The organism is Streptomyces sp. NPDC059917 (genome assembly GCF_042730635.1).
GTDB lineage: Bacteria > Actinomycetota > Actinomycetes > Streptomycetales > Streptomycetaceae > Streptomyces.
In genome coordinates this window covers 35490-61126 of the sequence record NZ_JBHWLC010000054.1, presented here as the reverse complement: position 1 = coordinate 61126, position 25637 = coordinate 35490, and the positions used below count along the sequence as shown (strand labels likewise).

Sequence of the window (25637 nt, the reverse complement as noted above, 5' to 3'; positions counted from 1 at the left end):
TGCAGGGGGGACCCTGTGGGAGAGTAGGACGCCGCCGAACAATCATTGTGGGAAAGCCCCGCACCTTATGGTGCGGGGCTTTTCTGCGTTCCGGGCCAGTTTTGGAGCGGAAGACGTCGGGGCAGAAATAGGTGGAGTTCCTGGTGGGGTGCCGGTCTAGGATCTGGCGCATGAACCAGAGCACCCCGTACGTGATACGCGAGATCAAGGCCGACGAGTGGGAGAAGGTCAAGGAGCTGCGGCTGGCCGCGCTCGCCGACCCGGTGGCGCCGATCGCCTTCCTGGAGTCCGCCGAGCAGGCCGTGGCGCAGCCGGACGACTTCTGGCAGGGGCGGACCGAGCGAGGTGCGCAGGGGCGCGGTGCCCGGCAGTTCGTGGCCGAGGCGGCCGACGGGCGCTGGGTCGGTTCCGTGACGGTGCTCGTCGAGCAGGCCGGGACGCGGGGGTTCTTCGGTGAGGAGATCCCGGTCGAGCAGGGGCACCTCGTGGGCGTGTTCGTACGGCCCGAGCAGCGCGGGACCGGGCTCACGGAGGAGTTGTTCCGGGCCGCGCTGGACTGGGCCTGGGCGCTGGAGGAGCCCGCGCTGGAGCGCGTACGGCTCTTCGTGCACGAGGACAACGCGCGGGCCGGGGCCTTCTACCGGCGCTTCGGGTTCGTGGCGAGCGGGACCCTGGTGCCGCTGGCCGGCGATTCGGGGTCCATGGAGTTGGAGTACCTGATCTCGCGTCCCTGATCCGGCCGCTGCCCTAGTGCGCGGCGAGCGGGAGGTCGGCTTCGGGCCAGCGGGAGCGGGCCTGTTCGCGGCTGCGGCACAGGGCCAGGACCGGGAGGCCCGTGGCGTCGGCCAGCAGTGCGGGGAGCTGGGGGATCGGGGCGACCGCGGCGATGTCGTCCAGGACCAGCGACAGTGGTGGGTCGAGCCGACCGTGGGATGACCGTGCGGCCATGCGACGGCCGTGCTCGACCACGCTTGCGGTGAGTGCGGTCAGCAGGGGCATCGCACCCGGGTGGGTGCGCGGGTCCTCCAGGGGCTCGCCCACCACGTACAGGCTGCCCCCTTCGGTCAGGAACGATGCCAGCGTGAGCGAATCCGTTCGGTTCGGGTTGCAGGACTCGCGGACGTGGACGGAGGACAGGCAGATCAGGGCACGGGCCGTCAGGTGCTGGGCCTGTTCCCGGCGTTCCGGGTGGGCGGTGAGGGCGCTTTCGAGCTCGCCCGCCGCGCCGGGCGCCGCGTGGGGGTGGGTGCGCAGGATGCGGACCGGTTCCTGGGCGCCCGTGCCCTGGGCCCAGCGGTGGAGCTGCTTGAAGGGTCTGCTGTCGAGGGCCAGGGCGTGCAGCCAGCTGCGCAGGAGCGTTTCCGCCGTGTCGGCGACGGCCGCGTCGATGCGGGCCTGGGGGCGTACGGGCGCCAGTAGGGCGGCGGCGCGGGCGGCCGCGGTGTCGCGCTCGGCGCAGCCCTCGGCCGGGTTCCAGTGCATGCGGGCCGGGGTGTCGCAGAGGTGGGCGGGGTCGTAGAGGAGGACCGGGCCGAGTTTGGCGCGGGCGTCCTTCGTCTCGGCCCAGAGGGCGGGGGACGAGGTCACGATGAGGGCGGCGCCCTCGGCCGCGCGGATGCGGTCGGCCGCGGCGCGGTGGCGCTCGGCCGGGGCGGCGTACCGCAGTGCGGTCGTGGGCGCGGGGGCCGGTACCGGGGTGCCGGCTGCCGCTGGCCGTGGCGGGGCGGCGGCCGGGGGGTAGCCGAAGCCGTAGCGGTAGGCCTCGTCGGTGGGGGCCGGCGCCCGGGCCGGGGCGTGTGCCTGGGCCGGGGCGTGGGCGATGGGTGCCGGGGTCGGTCGGGGCGCGGGGCGCGGGGGCTCGTACGGCGCGGCGTTCTGGAGCGGGAGGGCGGTCGGTGCCGGTTTCGGCGTCGGTGCCTGTGCCGCTTCGGGGGCCGTTTCGGGGGCGGGGGCCTGGCGGGCCAGGGCGCGCCGGGACTTCGTGCGGGCGACGACGCCGATCACGAAGACGGTGGCGACGAAGAGCACGAGCAGCTGGCTGATGAAGGTGCCCCAGAACAGGCCCCAGCCCGACAGGGCGGCCGGGTCGGTGTCCGGCCAGGCGCCCGCGACGTCGTGGGGTTGCGCTATCAGGGCGCGGATCGCCTCGGGGGTGTTGCCGAAGCTGACCGTGTCGGGCCAGGCGCCGCGGGTGAACCAGGCGGCGAGGCCGGTGGCGGACCACACCAGGACGGCCAGGCCGAGGAGGAAGCCGAGCAGGGCGAGCAGCAGGCCGTCGGGGATGCCGCCGCGCTGTGCTCCGGTGGGTCCGTGTGCGTCCGTACGGCGGGCGTCGGCCATCCTCAGGCCACCGTGGTCGCCGAGCCGGGGCCGTGGCCGCCGTTGCGGTGCCGTTCGATGAGCAGGGCTCGTTCCTCCGCTTCGAGTTCGGCCGCGAGCAGCTCGTCGGGGAGCTGGTGCGCTGCCGAGGATTCCGTCATGGCGCGGTCGGTGTAGACGAGGGGGCGCTCGGACTCGGTGATCAGGTGTTTGACCACCTGGACGTTGCCGTTGACGTCCCAGACCGCGATGCCGGGGGTGAGGGTGGGGATGATCTCCACGGCCCAGCGCGGGAGGCCGAGGACGCGGCCGGTGGCGCGGGCCTCGTCGGCCTTCTGGGCGTAGATGGTGCGGGTGGAGGCCATTTTGAGGATGGCGGCGGCTTCGCGCGCGGCCGCGCCGTCGACGACGTCCGAGAGGTGGTGGACGACGGCGACGAAGGACAGGCCGAGGCGGCGGCCGAACTTCAGCAGGCGCTGGAAGAGCTGCGCGACGAAGGGGGAGTTGATGATGTGCCATGCCTCTTCGACCAGGAAGATGCGTTTCTTCCGGTCTGGGCGGATCCATGTGTGTTCGAGCCATACGCCGACGATCGCCATGAGGATGGGCATGGCGATGGAGTTGCGGTCGATGTGCGAGAGGTCGAAGACGATCAGGGGCGCGTCGAGGTCGATGCCGACGGAGGTCGGGCCGTCGAACATGCCGCGGAGGTCACCGTCGACGAGGCGGTCCAGGACGAGGGCGACGTCCAGGCCCCAGGCCCGTACGTCGTCTATCCCGACGTTCATGGCCTCGGCGGATTCGGGTTCCGGGTGGCGCAGTTGCTCGACGATGTCCGTCAGTACGGGCTGCCGGTCCGTGATCGTCTCGTTGACGTAGGCGTGTGCGACCTTGAGCGCGAAGCCGGAGCGCTCGTCCAGGCCGTGGCCCATCGCGACCTCGATGATCGTCCGGAGCAGCGCGAGCTGGCCGGTGGTGGTGATCGCGGGGTCGAGCGGGTTGAGCCGGATGCCGCCGTCGAGGGCGGCCACCGGGTCGAGACGGATGGGCATTATTCCGAGCTGCTGGGCGATCAGGTTCCACTCGCCGACGCCGTCCTCGCCCTGGGCGTCGAGGACGACGACCTGCCGGTCGCGGAAGCGGAGCTGGCGCAGGACGTAGGTCTTCTCCAGGGCGGACTTGCCGTTGCCGGATTCGCCGAGGACCAGCCAGTGGGGGGCCGGGAGCTGTTGGCCGTACAGCTGGAAGGGGTCGTAGATGTAGCCCTTGCCGCTGTAGACCTCGCGGCCGATGATGACGCCGGAGTCGCCGAGGCCGGGGGCGGCGGTGGGCAGGTACACGGCCTGGGCCTGGCCGGTGGAGGTGCGTACGGGGAGTCGGGTCGTCTCGACCTTTCCGAAGAGGAAGCTTGTGAAGGCGTCCGACATCGCGGACAGCGGATCTCGCATGGCGGCTTCTTCCCTCCGGCTAGCGTCGGATGCCGGTCGCGAACGGCAGTGTGTTCACGAAGGCGCGGTGGTGCTCGCGGTCGCACCACTCCAGCTTGAGGTACGACTTGCCGGCGGAGGCGCGGATCGTGCGCTTGTCGCGGGCGAGGGCCTCGGGCGATCTGGAGGACACGGTGATGTAGCCGACGAGGTTGACTCCGGCGGCGCCGCTGGCGAGGTCCTCGCCGCGCTGGTCGAGGCGGCCGTGGGCGGCGATGTCGCGCGGGTCGACCGTGCGGTTCATCTTGGCGGCGCGGCTGGCGTCGGCCTCGTCGTTGGTCTTCTCCGTCAGCATCCGTTCGATGGCGATCTCGGTGGGTTCGAGGTCCATGGTGACGGCGACGGTGCGGATGACGTCCGGGGTGTGGACGAGGAGGGGGGCGAGGAAGTTGACGCCGACGGGGGTCATCGGCCACTCCTTCACCCACGCGGTGGCGTGGCACCAGGGGGCGCGGGTCGAGGACTCGCGGGTCTTGGCCTGGAGGTAGGTGGGTTCCATCGCGTCGAGTTCGGCGGGCCAGGCGTTGCGCTTGGTCATGGCCTGGATGTGGTCGATGGGGTGGTCCGGGTCGTACATGGAGTGCACGAGGGAGGCGAGTCGGCCCTGGCCGAGGGGCTGGCGCACGCGGATGTCGGCTTCGGCGAGGCGGGCGCAGATGTCGGTGAGCTCGCGGGCCATGACGATGGCGAGGCCCGCGTCGCGGTCGAGCTTGCGGCCCTTGTGGGGGGTCGAGGCGCGGGCGATGGTGTGCGCTTCGGCGGCGAGTTCGCGGGTGAAGTGCATGCAGGCGACGAGGTACGCGCGGTGCTGCTCGGAGGAGGTCGACACCATCGACTGGAGCTGGTCGTAGGAGTCGCGGAGCCAGCCGGGGGCGGTGGTGTCACCGCGCTGGGCGACGTCCTTGGCGTGGGCGTCGGGGTCGGCGGGCAGGGTGCGGGCGAGCATCTGGAGGCGGGTGACGAAGCCGTCGCCGTTGGCGACGTGCTTGAGCAGGGTGCCGAAGCGGTCGACGAGGGCTTCCTGGTCCTCGCTGTCGCGCAGGCCGACGCCGGGGCCCTCGATCTCGATGGCGGCGGTGACGGTGCGGCGGTCGGCGTGCAGGAGCACGGCGATCTCGTCGGGGCCGAAGGGGGCGGCGAGCCAGTTGATCCGGCCGATGCCGGGGGGCGGGCCGACCTCGACCTCGCGGCCGTCGGCGCCGCGGACGCCGGCTTCCATGGCGCCCGAGCGGTACGTCGTACCGCGGCGCAGGGTCCGCTTGAAGCTGCGGTTGATCTCGAACCACTTGTAGAAGGTGCGGCCCTTGTACGGGACGTACACGGCGGCGAGGGCGACCACGGGGAAGCCCGCGAGCATGGCGATGCGCGGGGCGATGCCGGGGACGAGCAGTCCGCTCATCATGCCGAGGAACGCACCGGCGATGATCAGCGCGATCTCGCCGGTCTCGCGGTTCTTGCCGACGATCGCGTTCGGCCGGGCCCGGCCGATGAGATACGTGCGGCGGGGCGCGACCGGGTGGATCTGGTGGGACTGGGTCGTCAACGCCCGTCACCTCCTGTGTTCTTCGTGCTGCTCGTGCCGGTGCTCGTGCGGGGCGCCGGGGTGGCGGATCCGCCACCGGATCCGCCGGAGGGGCGGCTGCTGTGGGCGGCCACGCCTCCGGAGAGCGGGTTGGCGGGGCGGGGGGCGGATTGTCCGCCCCCGCCGCCGTCGCCCGCGCGGTGGGAGCCGCGGCTGCTGTGGGTCTTGATGCCCTGGGAGACGAGGGAGGCCGGGGAGCTGATGACGGCGGCCGCCTGGGCGCCGTCGGTGGCCTTGCTGCGGTTGGAGCGGGCGGAGGCGATCTCGTCGCCGAAGCCGGGAACGAAACGGTAGATCATCGCGGAGGCGAAGATCGCCAGAATGATGATGGCGAGGCCGGAGACGACGGCGGAGAAGGCATTCGGCCCCTTCTCGCCGGCGAGGGCGCCGGCGAGGCCGAGCACGATGACGATGACCGGCTTCACGAGGATGACGGCGATCATGATGCCCGCCCAGCGGCGGACGTGGCCCCACAGGTTCCGGTCGACGAGCCCGGCGTAGACGACGACGCCGAGGAGGGCGCCGACGTAGAGGAGGGCGGCCCGGATGACGAGCTCGAGCCACAGGACGCCCGCGGCGAGGACGGTGACGAGGGCGACGACGATCAGCATGATCGGGCCGCCGCCGATGTCGTCGCCCTTCTTGAGGGCCTCGGAGAAGGAGCCGAAGAAGACGTCGCTCTGGCCGCCGGTGGCGGAGGCGATGACCTGGGTGACGCCGTCGGTGGCGGACACGACGGTGTAGAGGATCAGGGGGGTGAAGGCGGAGGCGAGGACGGTGAGCCAGAGGAAGCCGATGGCTTCGGACATGGCGGTGGTGAAGGGGACGCCGCGGATGGCTCGCTTGGCGACGGCGAAGAGCCACAGGACGAGGGTGAGGATGGTGGAGGCGGCGAAGACGACGGCGTACTGCTTGAGGAAGGCGGGGTTGGTGAAGTCGACCTTCGCCGTGCCGTTGACGGCCTCGCTGAGCTTGCCGACGATCCAGGCGGCGGCGTCGGCGCAGCCCTTGGAGAGGGAGGCGAGGGGGTTCAGGGCGTCTGCGGGGTCGGTGGGGGAGAGGCCTGTGCGGGGGGCTCCGCCGGTGTTGCCGTTGCCGCGTTCGCAGAATTCTTTGGCGGGGCCGCGGATCAGGTCGCAGGGGTCGTTGCTCGGCGTCGGCGTCGGCGTCGGCGTCGGCGTGGGAGTCGGCGTGGGAGTCGGTGTCGGCGTGGGCGCGGCGAACGCTCGTGCGGAGAGCAGGACCGCTGTGGTCTGGATGCCCGCGAGCAGGGAGGTGGTCGCCAGCAGGCGGCGGTTAGCGCGCATAGGTGAACCCTCCGAACTGCGAGACGGCCTTGGCCATCTCGTCCGCGGTGGCGGCATTCTGGTCACGGCCCACGGGTGCGGGGCCGTCCTTCTGCGTGAAGGTCGAGACCTTCCAATCGCCGTTGACCCACTTGAGTTCGAAGGTGTTGGTGTACCAGCTCTCCGATACGGGGTTGGTGGAGCCCTCGCCCGCAAGGCCGAAGAGAGAGGAGTACCAGACGGACACGCTCGCGGTGTCGCCTTCGAACTTCTCGACCTTGGTGCCCACCGGACTGGTACGGGAGACGAACGTCAGTCCCTTGGGCGCCTTGCCCGTGGCGTCGAGACCGATACGTGCGAGGAAGTCCTGACCCGAATAGACCCGGTCCAGCTCGCCCTGGCGGGCCCCCACCACGTCAGGCGGGTATACCGCTTCGACGATGGCCTTGCGGCGCTCCGGATCGAACATCCCGTCAGAGCTCAACGCCACCGCGAAGTTCGCCGCGGCCGATTGGGCGCCCTGTTCGTTGTGTGCGAAGCCGCGGGGGATCGTCCCGTTCTTGCCGTCCACCGGGGTCGTGCCCGTGGCTGCGGTGGAGGTGCTGGTGGGGGATTTGCTGGTCGGGGGGGTGGTGGGGGAGTCCTGGTTCTGGTTCGCGAACGCGATGGCGGCGATCAGGAGGACGACCACGCCGACGACCGTGACCAGGCCGCGGGAGGGGCGGGGGCCGCGGCGGGGGCTCGGGTAGGGGTCCGAGGGGGAGTCCGGGAGGCGCGTGCGGGTCTGGCCGGTGCCGCCGACCTCGCCGTGGCCTGGGCCGGTGCCGCCGTACTGGTCGTCGTGGCTCATTCCCTGTCCGCCCCCTCGGCGTCGTACGACGGTAGCGCTGGTGGCCGCGTGGACGCGGTGTGCTGGGTCCTCATCGGGTCGGGAGCCGGCGGCGTGGCTAGACGGCCATTCCGTAGACGATGGTGAACAGGGTGCCGAGGGAGCCGATGATGAACACCCCCGTCAGACCGGCCACGATCAGACCCTTGCCCTGTTCGGCGCTGAAGGTGTCGCGCAGGGCGGTCGCGCCGATGCGCTGCTTGGCCGCTCCCCAGATCGCGATGCCCAGGCAGAGCAGGATCGCCACGGCCATGACCACCTCGATCATGACCTTCGCTTCATTGCCGAGACTTCCGAACGGGCCCCAGTTCGGGGCGATTCCGCCGATGATGGTGGTGATGTCGCCCTTTTCGGCTGCCAGGATCATGTAACTCACCGCCCCTGTATGGGTAGTTCCGGTCGCCCTTGCCCGATGGCAGGGGTCACGTCCTATCTTCGCTGATGAAATCGCCGTCGTATGTCGACTTGACGGCTCTCTTTGCCTGATCTCCCGGTCCGGGCCCCGCCCACGTCCGCTGACCTGGTCACTCTGTGTATCACGGGGGGTGACCCCGGGCAATGATTGTCGTCTCGGCGTACGCGAGGCGGGGTGCGGGTCTGCCCGGGTGGCCGCCGTTCGGCGGATCGGGGCCGCGTGTCGTTGGTCCAACCCGCGTACATATCGGCCGACTGACGGAATGTCGGACCATCCCCCTGTCGGCCCATGGGTCATGCTCCACCTGCTTCCGGCCGGAGCGCGAAACGTTCCACGATGAGAGACGACCCAAGGAGCAAAAGGGATGGGTTCTGCATCAAGGGCGGGACGGCGCTTGGGGTGGGCCGGTGGGCTGGTCATGCCGCTGGCGCTCGCCTTCGCCGGGATCTCGGGTCCCGCGTCGGCCGCCGCGCAGTGGGCCGCTCCCGCGACGGGCGCCAAGTGCCAGGGCAAGGTCCGGATGGACGACGACATGAAGAAGGCGAAGGGTGCGAAGGCCGCGCCCGGCGCGAAGCAGCGGAGCGACTGTCCGGGGCCGCGGGGTCCGGTGGGGCCCAAGGGTCCCAAGGGGGACCGGGGGCCGAAGGGTGACCGGGGGCCGGCGGGTCCGCCCGGGCAGTGCACCGACCTGGCCACGACGCGGGGCAACAGCGACCTGGAGTTCAGTGCGGCGCTGGTGCACGGCCGGACGTCCATCGGGGTGCGCAGGATGACGCCGCCGCCGGTGGGGGCCTACTACTGGCGCGACCTGACGGGGCCGCAGAACCCGGGGCACCCGCGGAACGCGTGCAGCGTGTCCATCGCGGCCGAGGGCATGAACAGCGTGTACGTGAAGGTGTTCACGACCACGGGCGCCGTGTACGAGAACTCCTGCACGTACACGCCGATGGGGATGCTCAACTGCCCGTCCGGCTGGACGGCGCTGGTCAAGCCCTGACCCCGGGGCGGGCCCGCCCGTCGTCGGCGCCGCGACCGGAAGCACGAGCCGGTGCGCGGGGCCGGCGGTGTGCGGGCCGGGGGTCGGCGGGTCAGACGAGGATGCTGGACGCCGGCGGGACGAGGGCGTAGTGGCCGGGCGGGATGACGCCGACCGGGTAGCCGAGGTGGCAGAACGGGCCGCGGGTGATGACGACCGGGTTGTCGGAGTGGTTCTCGATCCGCGCGATGCCGCTGTGGCGCAGGCAGCCGTGGTAGCCCAGGAGGGCCTGGCCGTTGATGACCACGGGGCCTTCTCCCTCGTGCGCCTGTGCCTGGACCTGGGCGTGGGCCGAGCCGCCGAGGGAGAGGACGAGGGTGGCGGCGGCCGCGAGGGTGCCGAGGGTGGTGGACAGGCGTCGCATGATCGGGGACCTCCGTTGAGCGGGTAGCTGAGGATCAGCTTCCGGTTGCGTGGCTCAACGTAGGGGTGGGGATAGCCGACAGTCACGGCCGTGCGGGGGTGCGTGGTTGCGCGAAAGGCGCACGTGTGTGCGGTGTGCGCCGGTCGGGTGCGGACGAGGGGTGCGGGGGCCTTGCGAGGGCGGTGCGGGCGGGCGCGGGAGCCGGTACGAAGAAATCCGTCGGGGGGTCGGGCGGGAGCTCTCGGGTGTGGCGAACGGGTGAAGCCGCCTGCGGCCCCGGCCGTGGATCGGGTGGCCAACGCCTCCGTGCACCCCGGCCGTTGTCAGTGGGGTGCGGCAGCCTGGGGGCATGACGACGACACCCTGGACCCTCGCGGACCTCGAGGCGGCCGTGCGGGCCGGTTGGTCGGCCGACCTGGCCTGCCCCTCCGACATCACGCGGATTCCCTGGACGGCCGACAACCCGGCCTGGGGGCACTGCGACATCACCGCGCTGGTCGTCCAGGACCTCGTCGGCGGCGACCTGATGGTGGGTGAGGTCTTCCACGACGGCCGCCAGGAGGGCTACCACTGCTGGAACCGGCTGGCCGGGGGCATACGCGTCGACCTGACCCGGGAGCAGTTCCGGCGCGGCGAGACGGTGACCCCGGGGCGGGTCGTACGGCGGCCCACGGACCGTCGGCCGCGCCGCTGGGCGCAGTACCAGCTGCTGCGCGAGCGGGTCGGGGACGTGCTCGGGCCGCTGCCGGGGGTGCTGGAGGTGGCCGGGCGCGCGCTGCGGTACACGGACTTCGGGGGTCCGGGGGAGCCGCTGCTCGCGCTGCACGCGCACTTCATGGAGGGGCGGACCTTCGCGGACCTGGCCCGGGAGCTGGCGCCGCGGTGGCGGGTCGTCGCGCTGGACCAGCGCGGGCACGGGGATTCGGACCGGGCGCCGGAGTACTCGCGGGAGGGGTACGTGGCGGACGCGGCGGCCGTGCTGGAGCACCTGATGCTGGGCCCGGCGGTGGTCCTGGGGCATTCGCTGGGCGGGGTCAACGCCTACCAACTGGCCGCGCGGCGGCCCGAGCTGGTGCGGGCGGTGGTGGTCGAGGACGTCGGGGCGGTCGTGGACGACGACCTGTCCTTCGTGCTCGGGTGGCCGCGCCGGGCGGACGGCCGGGAGGAGCTGCTGGCGGGGCTGGGGAGCGCGGCGGGCTTCCTGGAGGACTCGGTGCGGGGGGACCACTGGGCGGACTGGGCGGCCGTGCGGCAGCCGACGCTGCTCGTCCGGGGGGAGCGCAGCACGGTGCTGTCGGCGGGGCACGCGCGGGAGTTGGCGGCCCGGCGGACGGGGGTGCGGCTGGTGGAGCTGCCCGCCGGGCACGGGGTGCACACCGATGACCCGAAGGGGTTCACCGCGGCGGTGGCGGAGTTCCTCGCCCGGCTCTGAGGGCGTGCGGCGCGCGGCTTCCGGTCCCGTTGCCCGGGGTCCGGCCCGGCACGGGGGTGCGGGCCGGGCCGCGGGGAGCGGGACCGGGGGAGTGGGTGCGGGACCGCGGGTGCGGGACCGGGGCCTGCGGGCCGTGGTGGGGGTCAGGACCAGTGGGAGGGGCGGGTCAGGCTGGGCGGGATGCGGGTGGCGGCGTCGCCGCGGGCCGCGTTGAGCTGGGCCTGGGTGAGGAAGATGCTGCCGGTGAGGTCGGCCCCGCTCAGGTCGGCGTCCCGCAGGTCCGCGCCGATCAGGTCGGCGGTGCGCAGGTCGGCCCGGCTGAGGTCGGCGGCGATCAGGTAGGCGCCGCGCAGGGTGGCGCCCCGCAGGTTCGCGCCGGACAGGCGGGCGCCCATCAGGTCCGCGCCGCGGTGGTTCTTCTTGCGGCCGGGGACGGTGGCCCGTACCAGGTCGCTGGTCTTGAGCAGCAGGGTGTTGACGGCCGCGCGGCGGGCGCCGACGTCGACGGCGGCCAGGGTCTCGGCGTCGGCGCGGGTCAGCTCCTCGGTCGCGGCGAGGGCGCGCCGCAGCTCGCCGTGGATCGGGCGGGCGGCCGGGAGGGTGAGGGATTCGGCGAGGTAGAAGAGCAGCTCGTGGAGCTGGCGCATCACCGGGAACACCTCGAACATCCGGCGGGAGGTGCCGGGGTGGGCGCGCCAGTCGCGGCCCTCGAAGGTGACCTGGGAGACCTGCTGGCCCGCGCCGAAGCAGTCGAAGACGGTGCAGCCCTGGAAGCCCTTGTCGCGCAGCCGGGTGTGGATGCCGCAGCGGAAGTCCTGCTCGAGGTTGCCGCAGGGCGTGCCGGCGGGCTTGTCCACGGCGAAGTCGGTGGACCGGGCGAAGGGCAGGGCCACGCAGCAGAGGGCGAAGCAGTTCGCGCAGTCGGCCTGGAGCACGGGCAGGGCCGGGCCGGGCCGGGGGCCGGGAGCGGGGGCGGGGGCGGGGCGGGAGCTGGACACGGCTCCATTGTCCCCCGCCGACGCCTTCGGCCCGGCCGGGGCGTCCGGCGGCGGGGTCCGGCGGCGGGGTCTGGTGCCCCCGATTACCTCTCGGTAGCGTGCGCGCCATGGACGACGCTGACGACGTGACGGTCGAGGGGTTCTACGAGCGGGTCGACACCGGGCGGTTCCTGGCCTCCGCGTACACGCGCGGGCCGTGGGACCGGGGCTCGCAGCACGCCGGTCCGCCCGCCGCGCTGCTCGGGCGGGCGGTCGAGGAGCGCCCGGGGGCCCGGGAGGACATGCGGGTCGCGCGCATCACCTACGAGATCCTGCGGCCGGTGCCGATCGGGCCGCTGGAGATCACCACCTCGGTCCTGCGGGCCGGGCGCGGCACCGAGGTGATCGAGGCGGCGCTCGCGCCCGCCGGGGCGGCGCCGGTGATGTTCGCCCGGGCGCTGCGGATCCGTACGGCCGAGGACTCGGTGCCGGCCGTGCTGGCGGGTCCGGCGGTGCCGCCGCCCACCGCGGTGGGGCGCACGCCGTTCTTCCCGGTGCCGTGGTCCACGGGCTACCACACGGCGATGGAGAGCCGGTTCACCGAGGGCGCGTTCGTCGAGCCGGGACCGGCCACCTGCTGGATGCGGATGCGGGTCCCGTTGATCGCGGGGGAGGAGATCCGCCCGCTGGACCGGGTGTTGGTCGCGGCCGACTCCGGCAACGGCATCAGCGCGGTGCTGGACTTCGCCAAGTACGTCTTCATCAACGGGGACCTGACGGTCCACCTGCACCGCCATCCGGTGGGCGAGTGGGCCTGCGTGGAGGCCCGAACCAGCGTGGATCCGGCGGGGATCGGCCTCGCCGACGCGCGCCTGCACGACGAGGACGGGCCCATCGGGCGCAGTGCGCAGAGCCTGTACGTCGCGCCGCGCTGAGCCTGTGACAGGCTCTCGCGCATGGACGCGCTGAGGGAGACCGATCCGACGCGGATCGGGGTGCACGTGCTGGTGGCCCGACTGGGGGCCGGGGGGATGGGGCAGGTGTACCTCGGGCGGTCGCCCGGGGGGCGCCTGGTCGCCGTCAAGGTGGTCCGGGAGGAGATACTCGGGCACCCGCAGGCCTTGGCGCGCTTCCGGCGCGAGGCGAGCACCGTGCGGGAGGTGCGTTCCGCCTACACCGCGCGGCTGATCGATGCCTCGCTGGACCGGGCCCCGTACTGGCTGGCCACCGAGTACGTCGCCGGGCCCACGCTCGCGCACGCGGTGCGGGGGCGGGGCGCGCTGCCCGCGGACACCTGCCGGGCGCTGGGGGCGGCGCTGGCGGAGGGGCTGGCGGGCGTGCACGAGCAGGGGGTGACGCACCGGGACGTGAAGCCGCAGAACGTGATCCTGGGGGCGCAGGGGCCCCAGTTGATCGACTTCGGCATCGCGCGCGGGGTCGGGGTGACGATGCTGACGCAGGAGGGCCAGGCGCCGGGGACGCCGGGGTTCACGGCGCCCGAGGTGTTGCTGGGTGCGGCGGGCGAGGCCGCGGCGGACGTGTTCGCGCTGGGGGCGACGCTGGCGTACGCGGCGACAGGGCGGCCGCCGTTCGGTTCCGGGGAGGCGGCGAGCGTCTGGTACCGGACGGTGCACGAGCCGGTGGACGCGGTCGGCGTGGAGCCGGGGCTCGCGGCCCTGATCGAGGCGTGCGTGGCGAAGGACCCGGCGGCGCGGCCGTCACCGGCGGAGGTGATCCGGCGGTGCGCGGTGGCGCGTGCGGTGGTGGACGACCCGGTGTACGCGGAGCTGGCGGCCCTGCGCGAGGCGGTCCCGGCGGCGCCGACCGCACCGGCCCCCGACGCCACCCGGGTGCTCCCGGACCCCGAGGACCGGCCCCGCCCCGAGGACGTGTCCGGGCCGCGTGGCGTGCCCGGGGAGCCTGGTGGGGCGCCCCGGGAGCAGGGCCCGCCCCGGGAGCCGGCCGGGGGCACCACGGAGCACGTCGCCCCCGCGTCCGGCAGGCGCGGGCGGCGGGCCGGGGCCTGGGTGGGGGCCGTGCTGGCGTTGGCCGTGGCGGGGTCGGTGGGCTACTGGCAACTGCCCCTGAACGGGGGCGACGGGGGAGACGGCGGCGGTGCGTCCGGCGGATCGGCCTCCGCGGGTCCGAGCACCGGTGCGCAGCCCTCCGGCGGGAAGGACGCGAAGGACGCGAAGGACGCGAAGGACACGAAGAAGAAGGGCGCCGGGCCGCCCGCCGACCACATCGAGCAGAGCCGGACCTCGCGCGAGCGCTGGGCGGTGGACCCGGATCCGGCGATGGCGAAGTACGGCAGCGGGCTGTGCAACGAGCTGGTGGGCGAGGACGACGCGCCCGGTGCGGGGATGGAGAGTTCCACCGTCTCCTCGTCCACCAACGGCGTGCCCGGCAGGACGATGACGGTGAAGATGCGGCCCAAGGGCGCGGGCGGCGCGGACCGGGGGCCGCGCCCGGCGCCGTTCTACGTCTCGGTGGCCGTCAAACCGCCGTCGTCGCTGGCGTCCGGGAGCCTCGGCTACACCAGCGTGCCCGTCGACATCTACGCGAACTGGGACTCCGGCGAGTACCTCAGCCTGAGCTATCCGGCGCAGTTCCGCAGCTACGTGGACGGCAAGGGAACCGGTTCGCCGGAGCTGGCGTCCGACCGGGGGGACTGGACGGTGGTCTTCTACCACGTCGAGGATGACCCCAAGAAGTACGCGCGTATCGCCTGTTCGGGGTTCCGGGTGGGGTAACGGCCCGCGACACGGGGGAAACAGAGGGAAATCCCCCCTTGAGGGGACGGGCATGGGGGAGGGTTGACGGGTGCGCAGATTCTGGATGGTGGGCGGGATCGGGGTCGGGGTGTGCCTGACCTTCGTCATGCTGCTCGTCGTGGGGACGTACTCCGCGGCCGCGGGGCTCGGTGGTCTCGGCGGTGGCGGGCGCGGGGTCGGCCTCGCGCAGGGGGCCGTGCCGGCGAAGTACCAGGCGCTGGTGCAGAAGTGGGGCAACCTGTGCGCGGCGATCAGTCCGCCGCTGCTGGCGGCCCAGCTGTACTCGGAGAGCGGCTGGAACCCGCGGGCGGTGAGCCCGGCGGACGCGCGGGGCATCGCGCAGTTCATCCCGGGGACCTGGGAGGGGCACGGGGTCGACGGTGACGGGGACGGGGACCGGGACATCTGGGACCCCAACGACGCGATCCCGTCCGCGGCTTCCTACGACTGCGAGCTGTCCAAGGACGTCGCGGGGGTGCCGGGCGACGCCGCGTCGAACATGCTCGCCGCCTACAACGCGGGGGCCTACGCGGTCATCAAGTACCAGGGCGTGCCGCCGTACAAGGAGACGCAGGGGTACGTGAAGACGATCACGACCCTGGCGCTGAGCTTCGCGAAGCCCGTCGGGCGGGTGGCGCCCTCGCAACAGGCCGCCGGGGCCATCTACTTCGCGCAGAAGCAGCTGGGGACGCCGTACCTGTGGGGCGGCAACGGGACGCCCGACCAGGACGGGCGGTTCGACTGCTCGGGGCTGACGGTGGCGGCGTACAAGACGGTGGGGATCGACCTGCCGCGGGTGGCGAACGACCAGTACAACGCCGGTCCGCACCCCTCGCGCGACGAACTGCTCCCCGGTGACCTGGTCTTCTTCTCCAACGACCTGGCGAACTCGCGGGAGATCCACCACGTCGGGCTGTACGTGGGCGGCGGGTACATGATCAACGCGCCCTACACCGGGGCCGTGATCCGCTTCGACAAGATCGACAGTCCGGACTACTTCGGGGCCACCCGGGTCACCAAGGACGGCGCCGAGGCCTCGCCGGTGCGGGACGCGGGCGCGGGCCCGAAGGGCTCGTAAGCGGGGGCGGCGGCGCCCGTCCGCCGCCCCGCTGACTCTCCGTTAAGTCCAGGCCCTGAGCTGCGACGACGTGTCTCTCTTGGATAACGTTGGAGTGATCATTCGGTGGAGAGTGGAACGTAGCTGCCAGAACGGGCGTTCCATGGACACGGTGGTCGATCACCGGGGTCGAAGGGGCGCACACAGGGGTGCGTCCTCAGGGGAACCGAGGCAAGGGGCCGCATCGCCATGGCTGGACTCACGACCGGTGGGCCGAACGTGGACGTCAGCCTGCTGTACGACATCAACGGCCTGGCCCGGCACGCCCCGGCGGCCGTGGACCGGACCATCGCGCTCGTCGGCGAGTACGGGCTTCCGCTCGCCATGGTGCTGCTCGTGCTCTGGTGCTGGCGCGGGGCCCGCAAGCAGGACGGGCCGGCCGCGATCGAGGCCTTCACCGCGCTGGTGTGGGCGCCGCTCGCCGCCGGGATCGCGCTGCTCGTGAACGTGCCGCTGCGCGAGTTCGTCGCCCGGCCGCGGCCGTTCCGCCAGCACGAGGGGCTGGAGGTGCTGGTGTCCGGCAAGGGCGGCGACTTCTCCTTCGTCAGCGACCACGCCACCCTCACGATGGCGCTCGCCGTCGGCATCTTCATCGCCAACCGCAGGCTCGGGCTGATCGGCATCGGGCTCGCCCTGGTCCAGGGCCTGTGCCGCGTGTACATGGGCGTCCACTACCCCACCGACGTCATCGGGGGCCTCGCGCTCGGCACGGCGGTGGTCCTGCTGCTCGCGCCCCTCGCGATGGCGCTGCTCGCCCCGGTGGTGCGCGCGGTGGCCGGGTCGGCGCGCACGGGGTGGATCGTCCGGGCCAAGGGGCACGGCGTGCCCCGGCCGCTGGACCTCCCGCACGCCCAGACGCCGCCGGGGGGCCACCCCCGCGAGAACGACCTGGCCGCCTGAGCCCGGGACGGTCGGCGCGCGCCCGGGCGCTCAGCCCGTGGCGTACGCGTTCCAGAGCGTGAGCAGGAGCGCCGAGAGCAGGCACAGCGCCGCCCCGGCGAAGCAGAGGCGGACCGCGGCGGGTCGGGGGCGCGGGCGGGACCGGGTCACGGGCCGCCGCCCTCGCGTCCCCGGTGGCCCTGGTGCCCCTCGGCGTCGGTGTCCCCGCGGCGGTGGCGCGCGCGCAGCCAGAGGCCGGTGGCCGCGGCCGCCGCGGAGGTGACCCCGATGGCCAGGGCCACGTCGCCCGGCCCGTCGGCCGTACCGACGGGCTTCGCCCAGGCCGGAGCCGGGGCCAGCGCGAGCAGCAGGGCCCCCGCGAGGGCCGCGGCGCGGGCGGTCGTACGGCCGCGTGGTCGTCGTACCGGTCGTCTTCCGCGCACGGGCGCTCCGCTCTGGAGAGGGGGGTTCCCCTCCAGGGCATCCGGTCGCGGGCGGATCGGCCAGCGGGGCCGTCCGAACGGGCGACGCGCCGGCGGCGGCCGGGCCGGGCGGAGCGCAGCCGGGCGGCCTACCCCGCCAGGTGGCCGCTCGCGTCCTTGCGGGCCAGGTCCCGGGAACGGCGGGCCGGACCGCGCCAGCCGCAGCTGCAGACGGCCAGGCAGAACGAGCCGCGTTCCGAGGTGGTGATGGTGTGCGCGCCCGGCGGTGTCGGCCCCGCGCAGCCGCGCGTGCGGGGTACGGCCGGAAGCGGAGGAGCGGAGGGCGCGAAGGGGTGCGGGTCCACGTCACCACGGTACCCGGCTCGGGTGCGGGTGCGGGAGTGCCCCGGACCGTGACGGCGAACCCCGGGCCTCGTTAACCGGAGCGGGTGGGGGCCTCGGGCAAGCAGCGTTCATGCGTTGGGGGTTGGCAGGCGATGGTGGTGCACCAGCACAGGCGGCGGGGGGCGGCGGCCGTGGCCGTCGCGGCCATGGTGACGATCGGCGGGTGCGGCGGTCCGGACGGGGCCCCCTCGGGCGCCGACGCGCGACCACCCGGCGATCCGACGGCGGCCGTGCGCGGCGCCGCGGACGGGCTGACCCGCAGCGGCAGTGCCCAGGCCCGTACGGCGATGGAGATGGCCACCGGCGGCACCCGGGTCACCATCCGGGGCGAGGGCGGGGTCGATTTCAAGAAGCGGATGGGCCAGCTCCTGGTGATGCTCCCGGCCGACGTGACCGGGAAGCCGGGGCACCGTCCGATCACCGAGCTGCTCACCCCCGGCGCCCTGTTCATGAAGAACCGGGGTGCGGGCGTGCCCGCCGACAAGTGGGTCCGGGTGGACACGACGACCCTCGCGGACGGGAACCTCGTCACCGGCGGGGCCACCGATCCGATCACCGCCGCCGAGCTGCTGCGCGGGGCCGAGGGGGTGAGGTACGTCGGCGAGATCGACCTGTCGGGGACGAAGGTGCGGCACTACACGGGCACCACCGACATCGGGCGGGCCGCGAAGAGCGCGTCGCCGGACGTGCGGGCGGCACTGGAGGCGGCGGCGAAAGGGTTCAGCAATGACGCCGTTCCCTTCGACGCGTACCTGGACCACGAGGGGCGGCTGCGGAAGGTCCGGCACCGCTTCAGCTACGTCAACAATGGCGTGATCGATGTCTCCTCGACCACGCTGCTCTACGGCTTCGGCACGCCGGTGACGGTCGTTCTCCCCGCAAGCGGGGACATTTTCGCGGGGAAGATCGCCGACTAGGCGGTGCGGTGGCGCGGGGCGGTGCGATCGGGCCACGACCCGGTATCCGGAAATGGTCCATCCGTGTCATGCGCGCAGCGAGTCGTGCTCCCTAGGCTGGGAGCGCAGCGATCCGATGCCCGATGGCGGCAGGAAGAGGTGACACGCGTGACTCCCGCAGGCGGTATGACGGTGCAGGACCACGTGGCTCTCGCCGAGATCGAGCTGTGCGGCGAGCTGATCATCGCGGCTTCGGCCGCCGCCGAGGAGCGGCTGAGCCAGGACCGGATCGACGAGGTGCTCGGCGCGATCTGTTGCCCCTAGTCCCCCGGGGGCGTGCGGTGTCAGGTCCGCAGCAGGCGGGCGATGGCCTTCGTCGCTTCCTCGACCTTCGCGTCGATCTCGGTGCCGCCCTTGAGCGCCGCGTCGGCGACGCAGTGGCGCAGGTGCTCTTCGAGCAGTTGCAGCGCGAAGGACTGGAGCGCCTTCGTGCTGGCCGAGACCTGGGTGAGTATGTCGATGCAGTAGACGTCCTCGTCGACGAGCCGTTGCAGGCCGCGGATCTGGCCCTCGATCCGGCGCAGGCGCTTGAGGTGCTCGTCCTTCTGGTGGTGGTAGCCGTGCACGGCGGGGGCGCCGGGGCCGTCGCCCTGCGCGGGGCCGGCCGCCGCTGCTTCGGTGGTCGTCATGCGTCCTCCCGTGGTGCGTCCCGTGGGTATGGCTGGCGCATACCCCTCATGGGTATAGGGTACCGGCCGCCGCGCGCGGGGGCCGGGGTCCGTACCCGCTCACTCTGCCTGATGGAGGACACTGGGGAACTGCCGGTTAGCCGTGGCTGGAGGATGCGCCTAGCATCAGCCTGACCGAATCCAATGCACCCCGAGGACCTCACGTGCGATTTCGTCTGACCCCCAGGGAGACGAGCTTCTACGACATGTTCGCCGCGTCCGCGGACAACATCGTCACGGGCTCGAAGCTCCTGATGGAACTGCTCGGAGCGGATTCGTCCGCCCGGGCCGAGATCGCGGAACGGATGCGGGCGGCGGAACACGCGGGGGACGACGCGACGCACGCGATCTTCCACCAGCTGAATTCCTCCTTCATCACGCCGTTCGACCGCGAGGACATCTACAACCTGGCGTCCTGCCTCGACGACATCATGGACTTCATGGAAGAGGCGGTCGACCTGGTCGTCCTCTACCAGGTGGAGGAGCTCCCCAAGGGCGTCGAGCAGCAGATCGAGGTCCTGGCGCGGGCGGCCGAGCTGACCGCCGAGGCCATGCCCCACCTGCGGACGATGGAGAACCTCACCGAGTACTGGATCGAGGTCAACCGGCTGGAGAACCAGGCCGACCAGATCCACCGCAAGCTGCTCGCCCACCTCTTCAACGGCAAGTACGACGCCATGGAGGTGCTCAAGCTCAAGCAGATCGTCGACGTGCTTGAAGAGGCCGCCGACGCGTTCGAGCACGTCGCGAACACGGTGGAGACCATCGCGGTCAAGGAGTCCTGAACCTCGTGGACACCTTTGCGCTGATCGTGACCATCGGTGTCGCGCTCGGCTTCACCTACACCAACGGCTTCCACGACTCGGCGAACGCGATCGCGACCTCGGTCTCGACGCGGGCGCTGACGCCGCGGGCCGCCCTGGCGATGGCCGCGGTGATGAACCTCGCCGGTGCCTTCCTGGGCAGCGGGGTGGCCAAGACGGTCAGTGAGGGCCTGATCGAGACGCCCCACGGCAACCGGGGCATGTGGATCCTGTTCTCCGCGCTGGTCGGCGCGATCGTGTGGAACCTGGTGACCTGGTACTTCGGGCTGCCGTCCTCCTCCTCGCACGCCCTGTTCGGCGGCATGGTGGGCGCGGCGCTGGCCGGTGGCACCCAGGTCATCTGGAGCGGGGTCGTCGACAAGGTCGTCATCCCGATGTTCGTCTCCCCGGTGGTCGGCCTCGTCGTCGGTTACCTGGTGATGGTCGCGATCCTGTGGATGTTCCGCCGGGCCAACCCGCACAAGGCCAAGCGCGGCTTCCGCATCGCCCAGACCGTCTCGGCGGCGGGCATGGCGCTCGGTCACGGTCTGCAGGACGCGCAGAAGACCATGGGCATCGTGATGATGGCCCTGGTCATCGCCGACGTGCAGGCCGCGGGCGACGCGATCCCGATCTGGGTCAAGATCGCGTGCGCCGTGATGCTGTCGCTGGGCACCTACGCGGGCGGCTGGCGCATCATGCGCACGCTCGGCCGCAAGATCATCGAGCTGGACCCGCCGCAGGGCTTCGCGGCGGAGACCACCGGTGCCTCGATCATGTTCGGCTCGGCGTTCCTCTTCCACGCGCCGATCTCCACCACCCACGTGATCACCTCGGCGATCATGGGCGTGGGCGCCACCAAGCGGGTGAACGCGGTCCGCTGGGGCGTCGCCAAGAACATCATCCTCGGCTGGTTCATCACGATGCCGGCCGCGGCGCTCGTCGCGGCGCTGAGCTTCTGGGTCGTCCACCTGGCCTTCGGCTGAGGCAGCCGTCCGCCCCCGCGGGGCGCGGACGGGCGGAAAGACAGATGGGCCGGCTCCCCCCACCCAGGGGGAGCCGGCCCTTTCGCCTTGCGGTGGCACCGCCATGCAGCACCGCAGGACGTGTGTGGGGGCCCGGGCGGGCCCGCCCCTCGCGGGGCCTATCCGAAGCGGCCCGAGATGTAGTCCTCGGTGGCCTGGACGGACGGGTTGGAGAAGATCCGGTCCGTGTCGTCGATCTCGACGAGCTTGCCGGGCTGGCCGACCGCCGAGAGGTTGAAGAACGCGGTGCGGTCCGAGACGCGGGCCGCCTGCTGCATGTTGTGCGTCACGATGACGATCGTGAAGCGCTCCTTCAGCTCGCCGACCAGGTCCTCGATGGCGAGGGTGGAGATCGGGTCGAGGGCCGAGCAGGGCTCGTCCATCAGCAGGACCTGGGGCTCGACCGCGATGGCGCGGGCGATGCACAGACGCTGCTGCTGGCCGCCGGAGAGGCCGGAGCCGGGCTTGTTCAGGCGGTCCTTGACCTCGTTCCAGAGGTTGGCGCCCTGGAGGGACTTCTCGACGATGTCGGCCAGCTCGGACTTCTTGAAGCTGCCGTTCAGCCGCAGGCCCGCCGCCACGTTGTCGAAGATCGACATGGTGGGGAAGGGGTTCGGGCGCTGGAAGACCATGCCGACCGTGCGGCGGACCGCGACCGGGTCGACGCCGGGGCCGTACAGGTTCTCGTCGTCCAGCAGCACCTTGCCCTCGACGCGGCCACCGGGGGTGACCTCGTGCATGCGGTTCAGGGTGCGCAGGAAGGTGGACTTGCCGCAGCCGGAGGGGCCGATGAAGGCGGTCACGGAGCGGGGCTCCACGGTCATCGAGATGTCGTCGATGGCCTTGTGGGTGCCGTAGAAGGCGGACAGTCCGCTGACGTCGATTCGCTTCGCCATGAGGGGGTCACTTCGCTTTCAGGGGGTCGCGTCAGCGACCGGTCTTCGGGGCCTTCCAGCGGGCGATGCCGCGGGCCACCAGATTGAGGATCATGACGAAGGCGATCAGGACGAGGGCAGCGGCCCAGGCCCGGTCGTAGGAGGCGTCACTGCCGACCCGGTACTGCTCCCAGATGTACAGCGGGAGCGAGGACTGAGCGCCTTCGAAGGGGTTGCCGTTGATCAGCTGCGAACCGAAGACCAGCAGCATGATCGGGGCGGTCTCACCGGCGATGCGGGCGATGGCCAGCATGACACCGGTGGAGATGCCGCCGATGGCGGTCGGGAGGACCACCTTGAGGATCATGCGCCACTTCGGCACGCCGAGGGCCAGGGCGGCCTCGCGCAGCTCGTTCGGGACGAGCTTGAGCATCTCTTCGGTGGAGCGGACCACGACCGGCATCATCAGGATCGACAGGGCCAGCGAACCGGCGAAGCCCGAGGGGCCGAAGCCGAGCATCAGGATCCAGGTCGTCAGGATGAACAGGCCCGCGACGATGGACGGGATGCCCGTCATGACGTCGACGAAGAAGGTCACGACCTTGGCGAGCTTGCCCCGGCCGTACTCGACCAGGTAGACGGCGGTCAGCAGGCCGATGGGGGCCGAGATCGCGGTGGCCAGGCCGACCTGCTCGATGGTGCCGAGCAGCGCGTGGTAGACGCCGCCGCCCTGCTCGAAGCTGGTCACGCCCTTCATCGAGTGGTTCAGGAAGTACGGGTCGAGGGTCTTGATGCCGCGGGCGATCGTGGTCCACAGCAGGGAGACCAGCGGGACGACCGCGAGCAGGAAGCAGACCCAGACGACGGAGGTCGCGACCCGGTCCTTGGCCTGGCGGCGGTTCTCGATGACCGCGCTGGCCGTGTACGTGATGACGACGAACAGCAGGGCGGCGATCAGGCCCCACTGGGTCTTGCTGCTCAGGCCGAAGACGGCGCCGATGCCGCAGCCGAGGGCGATCGAGAGGACCGCGATGGCGGCCGGGGCCCAGCGGGGGAGACCACCGCGGGTGAGGCTGGTCGGGGCGACGGACTTGCGGGCCCGGGCGGGCCGCTGGTCCTGGAGTACGTGGCTCATCAGGCGTTCGCCCCCGAGAAGTCCTTGCGGCGGGCGATGATCAGCCGCGCCGTGCCGTTGACCAGCAGGGTCAGTACGAAGAGCACCAGGCCGGAGGCGATCAGCGCGTCCCGGCCGAATTCGCTGGCCTCGCCGAACTTCGCGGCGATGTTCTGGGCGAAGGTGCCGCCGCCCGGGTCCAGCAGGTGGCCGGAGATCAGGAAGCTCGGGGAGAGCACGGTCGCCACGGCCATCGTCTCGCCGAGCGCGCGGCCGAGGCCCAGCATCGAGGCGGAGATGACGCCGGAGCGGCCGAAGGGCAGGACCGAGAGCCGGATGACTTCCCAGCGCGTCGCGCCGAGGGCCAGGGCGGCCTCCTCGTTCATGCGCGGGACCTGGAGGAAGACCTCGCGGCTGACGCTGGTCACGATCGGCAGGATCATGATCGCGAGCAGGATGCCGACGGTGAAGATCGAGCGGGCGACACCGACCTGGGTCTTGTCGAAGAGGTAGGTCCAGCCGAAGTACTCGTCGAGCCAGAGGTTCAGCCCGCCGAGGTAGGGGACCAGCACGAGCGCGCCCCAGACGCCGTAGATGATCGACGGCACGGCGGCCAGCAGGTCGACCACGTAGGCGAGCGGACCGGCCAGCTTGCGCGGCGCGTAGTGCGAGATGAAGAGGGCGATGCCGACGGCGATCGGAACCGCGATGGCCATCGCGATGATCGAGCTGACGACGGTGCCGAAGAGCAGGACGGCTATGCCGAAGACGGGGGGCTTGGCCGACGGGTCCCAGTCGAACGTGGTGAGGAAGTTCCCCTGGTTGTCCGAGAGGGCGATCGAGGCGCGGTAGCTGAGGAAGACGGCGATCGACGCCATGATCACCAGGAGCAGGATGCCGGAGCCCTGGGAGAGCCCCGAGAAGATCTTGTCACCGGCGCGGCCGGTGGACCTTCCGCTCTTGGAGACCGGCGGAGCCGTGTCTATCTGGGTGGGTGTGGTGGAAGCCATGGTCTTTCCGGTCTGTGTGGGGGGCGGGCCCCCTGGCGGCGGTGCACCGGATTCCCCTGGGTGGAAGGGGAGGGTCCCCGGGGCCGGGCCGCTCCCCCGGGGGTCCCCCCAGACGGAGTCTGGGGGCGGGGGGAGCGGCCCGGTGGTCCCGGGGGTCAGGGTCAGGAGAGGGTCGCGATGACGGCGCGGACCTTGGCGTTGATCTCGGCCGGGATCGGGGCGTAGCCGATCTCGGAGAGCGCCTTCTGGCCCGCGTCGGACGCGGTGTAGTTCAGGAAGGACTTCACGGTGGAGAGGGTCTCGGCCTTGTTGCCCTTGTCGCAGACGACCTCGTAGGTCACCAGGACGATCGGGTAGGCACCCTCGGTCTTGGTGGCGTAGTCCAGCTTCAGCGCGAGGTCGGAGCCGGTGCCGACGACCTTGGCGGCGGCGATGGCCTTGGAGGCGTTCTCGCCGGTGGCCGCGACCGGGGTGCCGGCGCCGGTGTTGATGTCGACCGTCTTGATCTTCTGCGACGAGGCGTAGGAGAGCTCGAAGTAACCGATGGCGCCGTCGGCGGCCTTCACCTGGGCGGCGACGTCGGCGGAGCTACCGGCGGCCTGGCCACCGGGCGCCGGCCACTTCTTCGCGGCGTCGTAGGTCCAGGCGTCGGGCGCGGTGGCCTTGAGGTACTTGGTGAGGTTCTCGGTGGTGCCCGAGTCGTCGGACCGGTGGAAGGCCTGGATGGCGGTACCGGGGAGGGTGACGCCGGGGTTCAGCTTCTTGATCGCCTCGTCGTCCCACTTCTTGATCTTGTCGTTGAAGATCGCGGCGAGGGTGGGGGCGTCCAGCGTCAGCTTGTCGACGCCCGCGACGTTGAAGCCGATCGCGATCGGGCCGCCGACCATCGGCAGGTTGATGCCCTGGCCGCCGGTGCAGATCTTCTTCGAGTCCTCGACCTGCTCGGGCTTGAGGGCCGAGTCCGAGCCGGCGAAACCGACGGTGCCCTTGTTGAAGGAGACGACGCCCTCACCGGAGGAGCTGGCCTTGTAGTTGACCTCGACGCCCGAGCACGCGGCCATGTAGTTCTTGACCCACTGGTCGACCGCGTTCTTCTGGGCGGAGGAGCCGGAGGCGAGCAGCTGGCCCTTGGCCCCGTCGCACTTCACGTCGCCGGCGGCGGGGGCGGAGGCCTTCGCGGTGCCGGAGGCGTTGTCCTTGGTGGTGTTGTCGTCCGAGCCGCACGCCGTGAGGACCAGGGCACCGGACACGACGAGCGCACCGAGCACGGAGGCACGAAGCCGGTTGTTGCGCTGAAGCTTCACTTTCGGGTGTTCCTTCCAGAAGCCGCCGGCCGCTTTCTGTATCGGGGCGGCGTGCGAAGAGGACTACGTCGGTTGCGCGGGGGGCCGTGCCGAGTGGCGTGCGGCTCGCACCGTGCGGTTCCGAAATTAGGCAGATCAGGTGAAGCGGCCGACGGGGGTGAGTGAACGGACGGTGAACCGTGGCGGACGGCATGGTGCGGGGGGCTGTGGCGTTGCCGGGGGGTATCGGGCCGTTACCTTGCCGTTATTCTGCCGTGACGGTGTGCGGGGGTGGGGTGGTGGGGGGTGCGGGGGCCCTTGTCGGGCCTGTGCTCGGGGGTGGCCGGAATTCGCCCTCGCGGGGCCTCTTGGCTGAGGGCCGCGCCCGGCCAGGTTGCTCGGCTCAGGGTCCGGTGGTCCGTCGGTCCGGTGGGGCGCTGCGGCCCGTGGGCCCTCCGGGGGCGCCTCAAACGCCGGCGGGGCTGGTTGTGGCGGGCCGGAGTGGGGCGGGGGTTAGAC

26 protein-coding genes are annotated in these 25637 nt (G+C 72.0%); 11 read left to right on the top strand and 15 right to left on the bottom strand.

Annotation, left to right across the window (positions count from 1 at the left end):
* Window positions 1-170 precede the first annotated feature (170 nt).
* Entirely contained in the window at window positions 171-734 is a 564-nt protein-coding gene (locus ACFWAR_RS27360) for a GNAT family N-acetyltransferase (protein WP_385782358.1), read from the top strand.
* Between the two features lie 13 nt (window positions 735-747).
* On the opposite strand, the gene ACFWAR_RS27355 is transcribed toward ACFWAR_RS27360, so the two are convergent.
* From ACFWAR_RS27355 to ACFWAR_RS27330, 6 genes are all read right to left on the bottom strand, one after another.
* The gene (locus tag ACFWAR_RS27355; protein ID WP_385782355.1) at window positions 748-2340 is read right to left on the bottom strand and encodes a type VI secretion protein; all 1593 of its coding nucleotides are present in this window, start codon (window positions 2338-2340) and stop codon (window positions 748-750) included.
* Window positions 2341-2342: 2 nt separating this feature from the next.
* On the bottom strand, window positions 2343-3767 hold the full coding sequence (locus tag ACFWAR_RS27350) for an ATP-binding protein (RefSeq protein ID WP_385782352.1): 1425 nt from the start codon (window positions 3765-3767) through the stop codon (window positions 2343-2345).
* A 19-nt stretch (window positions 3768-3786) separates the two neighbouring features.
* A complete protein-coding gene (locus ACFWAR_RS27345) occupies window positions 3787-5349 on the bottom strand; it encodes an SCO6880 family protein (RefSeq protein ID WP_385782349.1) in 1563 nt (520 codons plus the stop codon).
* Window positions 5346-6695: a hypothetical protein gene (locus ACFWAR_RS27340; RefSeq protein WP_385782345.1), complete on the bottom strand. Its 1350-nt coding sequence runs from the start codon at window positions 6693-6695 to the stop codon at window positions 5346-5348. The genes ACFWAR_RS27345 and ACFWAR_RS27340 overlap by 4 nt, the downstream gene beginning before the upstream one ends.
* A complete protein-coding gene (locus ACFWAR_RS27335) occupies window positions 6685-7524 on the bottom strand; it encodes a hypothetical protein (RefSeq protein WP_385782342.1) in 840 nt (279 codons plus the stop codon). The genes ACFWAR_RS27340 and ACFWAR_RS27335 overlap by 11 nt, the downstream gene beginning before the upstream one ends.
* A 97-nt stretch (window positions 7525-7621) precedes the next feature.
* A complete protein-coding gene (locus ACFWAR_RS27330) occupies window positions 7622-7930 on the bottom strand; it encodes a hypothetical protein (RefSeq protein WP_008742356.1) in 309 nt (102 codons plus the stop codon).
* A 412-nt stretch (window positions 7931-8342) separates the two neighbouring features.
* On the opposite strand from ACFWAR_RS27330, the gene ACFWAR_RS27325 reads away from it, so the two are divergent.
* A complete protein-coding gene (locus ACFWAR_RS27325; protein WP_385782339.1) occupies window positions 8343-8975 on the top strand; it encodes a hypothetical protein in 633 nt (210 codons plus the stop codon).
* A gap of 91 nt (window positions 8976-9066) precedes the next feature.
* Here the strand turns inward: ACFWAR_RS27325 and ACFWAR_RS27320 are convergent, their stop codons facing one another.
* Window positions 9067-9378 carry a hypothetical protein gene (locus tag ACFWAR_RS27320; protein WP_385782336.1) on the bottom strand — a complete coding sequence of 104 codons (312 nt, stop codon included), beginning with the start codon at window positions 9376-9378 and terminating at the stop codon, window positions 9067-9069.
* Window positions 9379-9727: 349 nt separating this feature from the next.
* Between ACFWAR_RS27320 and ACFWAR_RS27315 the strand changes: the two genes are divergently transcribed.
* The gene (locus tag ACFWAR_RS27315) at window positions 9728-10810 is read left to right on the top strand and encodes an alpha/beta fold hydrolase (RefSeq protein ID WP_385782333.1); all 1083 of its coding nucleotides are present in this window, start codon (window positions 9728-9730) and stop codon (window positions 10808-10810) included.
* Between the two features lie 143 nt (window positions 10811-10953).
* Here the strand turns inward: ACFWAR_RS27315 and ACFWAR_RS27310 are convergent, their stop codons facing one another.
* Complete coding sequence (locus ACFWAR_RS27310; protein ID WP_385782330.1) at window positions 10954-11808, bottom strand: pentapeptide repeat-containing protein; 855 nt, start codon at window positions 11806-11808, stop codon at window positions 10954-10956.
* A 107-nt stretch (window positions 11809-11915) separates the two neighbouring features.
* Here ACFWAR_RS27310 and ACFWAR_RS27305 point away from each other — a divergent pair, with 107 nt between their 5' ends.
* The 4 genes from ACFWAR_RS27305 (at window position 11916) to ACFWAR_RS27290 (ending at window position 16578) form a co-directional block, all read left to right on the top strand.
* Window positions 11916-12722, top strand: a complete 807-nt coding sequence (locus tag ACFWAR_RS27305; protein WP_385782327.1) for a thioesterase family protein — start codon at window positions 11916-11918, stop codon at window positions 12720-12722.
* A 21-nt stretch (window positions 12723-12743) separates the two neighbouring features.
* On the top strand, window positions 12744-14540 hold the full coding sequence (locus ACFWAR_RS27300; protein ID WP_385782324.1) for a protein kinase: 1797 nt from the start codon (window positions 12744-12746) through the stop codon (window positions 14538-14540).
* A gap of 85 nt (window positions 14541-14625) precedes the next feature.
* Window positions 14626-15639: an NlpC/P60 family protein gene (locus ACFWAR_RS27295; RefSeq protein WP_385782365.1), complete on the top strand. Its 1014-nt coding sequence runs from the start codon at window positions 14626-14628 to the stop codon at window positions 15637-15639.
* Window positions 15640-15867: 228 nt separating this feature from the next.
* Complete coding sequence (locus ACFWAR_RS27290; RefSeq protein ID WP_385782321.1) at window positions 15868-16578, top strand: phosphatase PAP2 family protein; 711 nt, start codon at window positions 15868-15870, stop codon at window positions 16576-16578.
* A gap of 146 nt (window positions 16579-16724) precedes the next feature.
* Here the strand turns inward: ACFWAR_RS27290 and ACFWAR_RS27285 are convergent, their stop codons facing one another.
* Window positions 16725-17000 (bottom strand): hypothetical protein, encoded by a 276-nt coding sequence (locus ACFWAR_RS27285; RefSeq protein ID WP_385782318.1) that lies wholly within the window; start codon window positions 16998-17000, stop codon window positions 16725-16727.
* A 128-nt stretch (window positions 17001-17128) separates the two neighbouring features.
* Complete coding sequence (locus ACFWAR_RS27280) at window positions 17129-17344, bottom strand: hypothetical protein (protein ID WP_385782315.1); 216 nt, start codon at window positions 17342-17344, stop codon at window positions 17129-17131.
* A 132-nt stretch (window positions 17345-17476) separates the two neighbouring features.
* Between ACFWAR_RS27280 and ACFWAR_RS27275 the strand changes: the two genes are divergently transcribed.
* Both ACFWAR_RS27275 and ACFWAR_RS27270 read left to right on the top strand, forming a co-directional pair.
* Window positions 17477-18301, top strand: a complete 825-nt coding sequence (locus tag ACFWAR_RS27275; protein WP_385782312.1) for a hypothetical protein — start codon at window positions 17477-17479, stop codon at window positions 18299-18301.
* A gap of 147 nt (window positions 18302-18448) precedes the next feature.
* Window positions 18449-18604, top strand: coding sequence for a hypothetical protein (locus tag ACFWAR_RS27270; RefSeq protein WP_354384555.1), 156 nt, complete (start codon window positions 18449-18451; stop codon window positions 18602-18604).
* Between the two features lie 20 nt (window positions 18605-18624).
* Here the strand turns inward: ACFWAR_RS27270 and ACFWAR_RS27265 are convergent, their stop codons facing one another.
* Complete coding sequence (locus ACFWAR_RS27265) at window positions 18625-18969, bottom strand: metal-sensitive transcriptional regulator (protein ID WP_385782310.1); 345 nt, start codon at window positions 18967-18969, stop codon at window positions 18625-18627.
* Between the two features lie 203 nt (window positions 18970-19172).
* Between ACFWAR_RS27265 and ACFWAR_RS27260 the strand changes: the two genes are divergently transcribed.
* Complete coding sequence (locus ACFWAR_RS27260) at window positions 19173-19793, top strand: DUF47 family protein (RefSeq protein ID WP_330331691.1); 621 nt, start codon at window positions 19173-19175, stop codon at window positions 19791-19793.
* Window positions 19794-19798: 5 nt separating this feature from the next.
* Window positions 19799-20797 (top strand): anion permease, encoded by a 999-nt coding sequence (locus ACFWAR_RS27255; protein WP_385782307.1) that lies wholly within the window; start codon window positions 19799-19801, stop codon window positions 20795-20797.
* 158 nt (window positions 20798-20955) lie between these two features.
* Here ACFWAR_RS27255 and pstB read toward each other — a convergent pair whose 3' ends face one another.
* From pstB to pstS, 4 genes are all read right to left on the bottom strand, one after another.
* Window positions 20956-21732, bottom strand: a complete 777-nt coding sequence (gene pstB, locus ACFWAR_RS27250; RefSeq protein WP_385782304.1) for a phosphate ABC transporter ATP-binding protein PstB — start codon at window positions 21730-21732, stop codon at window positions 20956-20958.
* A 31-nt stretch (window positions 21733-21763) separates the two neighbouring features.
* Window positions 21764-22846: a phosphate ABC transporter permease PstA gene (gene pstA / locus ACFWAR_RS27245; protein ID WP_385782301.1), complete on the bottom strand. Its 1083-nt coding sequence runs from the start codon at window positions 22844-22846 to the stop codon at window positions 21764-21766.
* Complete coding sequence (gene pstC, locus ACFWAR_RS27240; RefSeq protein WP_385782298.1) at window positions 22846-23835, bottom strand: phosphate ABC transporter permease subunit PstC; 990 nt, start codon at window positions 23833-23835, stop codon at window positions 22846-22848. The genes pstA and pstC overlap by 1 nt, the downstream gene beginning before the upstream one ends.
* A 161-nt stretch (window positions 23836-23996) precedes the next feature.
* Window positions 23997-25139 carry a phosphate ABC transporter substrate-binding protein PstS gene (gene pstS, locus ACFWAR_RS27235; protein WP_385782295.1) on the bottom strand — a complete coding sequence of 381 codons (1143 nt, stop codon included), beginning with the start codon at window positions 25137-25139 and terminating at the stop codon, window positions 23997-23999.
* Window positions 25140-25637 lie beyond the last annotated feature (498 nt).

What these genes read in the sequence shown, in the direction of transcription:
- pstA (WP_385782301.1), bottom strand. Translation starts at nt 22,846, where the DNA reads ATGAGCCACGTACTCCAGGACCAGCGGCCCGCCCGGGCCCGCAAGTCC.
- ACFWAR_RS27275 (WP_385782312.1), top strand. Translation starts at nt 17,477, where the DNA reads ATGGTGGTGCACCAGCACAGGCGGCGGGGGGCGGCGGCCGTGGCCGTC.
- ACFWAR_RS27320 (WP_385782336.1), bottom strand. Translation starts at nt 9,378, where the DNA reads ATGCGACGCCTGTCCACCACCCTCGGCACCCTCGCGGCCGCCGCCACC.
- ACFWAR_RS27305 (WP_385782327.1), top strand. Translation starts at nt 11,916, where the DNA reads ATGGACGACGCTGACGACGTGACGGTCGAGGGGTTCTACGAGCGGGTC.
- pstB (WP_385782304.1), bottom strand. Translation starts at nt 21,732, where the DNA reads ATGGCGAAGCGAATCGACGTCAGCGGACTGTCCGCCTTCTACGGCACC.
- ACFWAR_RS27325 (WP_385782339.1), top strand. Translation starts at nt 8,343, where the DNA reads ATGGGTTCTGCATCAAGGGCGGGACGGCGCTTGGGGTGGGCCGGTGGG.
- ACFWAR_RS27295 (WP_385782365.1), top strand. Translation starts at nt 14,626, where the DNA reads ATGGTGGGCGGGATCGGGGTCGGGGTGTGCCTGACCTTCGTCATGCTG.
- ACFWAR_RS27330 (WP_008742356.1), bottom strand. Translation starts at nt 7,930, where the DNA reads ATGATCCTGGCAGCCGAAAAGGGCGACATCACCACCATCATCGGCGGA.
- ACFWAR_RS27290 (WP_385782321.1), top strand. Translation starts at nt 15,868, where the DNA reads ATGGCTGGACTCACGACCGGTGGGCCGAACGTGGACGTCAGCCTGCTG.
- ACFWAR_RS27340 (WP_385782345.1), bottom strand. Translation starts at nt 6,695, where the DNA reads ATGCGCGCTAACCGCCGCCTGCTGGCGACCACCTCCCTGCTCGCGGGC.
- ACFWAR_RS27355 (WP_385782355.1), bottom strand. Translation starts at nt 2,340, where the DNA reads ATGGCCGACGCCCGCCGTACGGACGCACACGGACCCACCGGAGCACAG.
- ACFWAR_RS27360 (WP_385782358.1), top strand. Translation starts at nt 171, where the DNA reads ATGAACCAGAGCACCCCGTACGTGATACGCGAGATCAAGGCCGACGAG.
- ACFWAR_RS27335 (WP_385782342.1), bottom strand. Translation starts at nt 7,524, where the DNA reads ATGAGCCACGACGACCAGTACGGCGGCACCGGCCCAGGCCACGGCGAG.
- pstC (WP_385782298.1), bottom strand. Translation starts at nt 23,835, where the DNA reads ATGGCTTCCACCACACCCACCCAGATAGACACGGCTCCGCCGGTCTCC.
- ACFWAR_RS27315 (WP_385782333.1), top strand. Translation starts at nt 9,728, where the DNA reads ATGACGACGACACCCTGGACCCTCGCGGACCTCGAGGCGGCCGTGCGG.
- ACFWAR_RS27300 (WP_385782324.1), top strand. Translation starts at nt 12,744, where the DNA reads ATGGACGCGCTGAGGGAGACCGATCCGACGCGGATCGGGGTGCACGTG.
- ACFWAR_RS27350 (WP_385782352.1), bottom strand. Translation starts at nt 3,767, where the DNA reads ATGCGAGATCCGCTGTCCGCGATGTCGGACGCCTTCACAAGCTTCCTC.
- ACFWAR_RS27265 (WP_385782310.1), bottom strand. Translation starts at nt 18,969, where the DNA reads ATGACGACCACCGAAGCAGCGGCGGCCGGCCCCGCGCAGGGCGACGGC.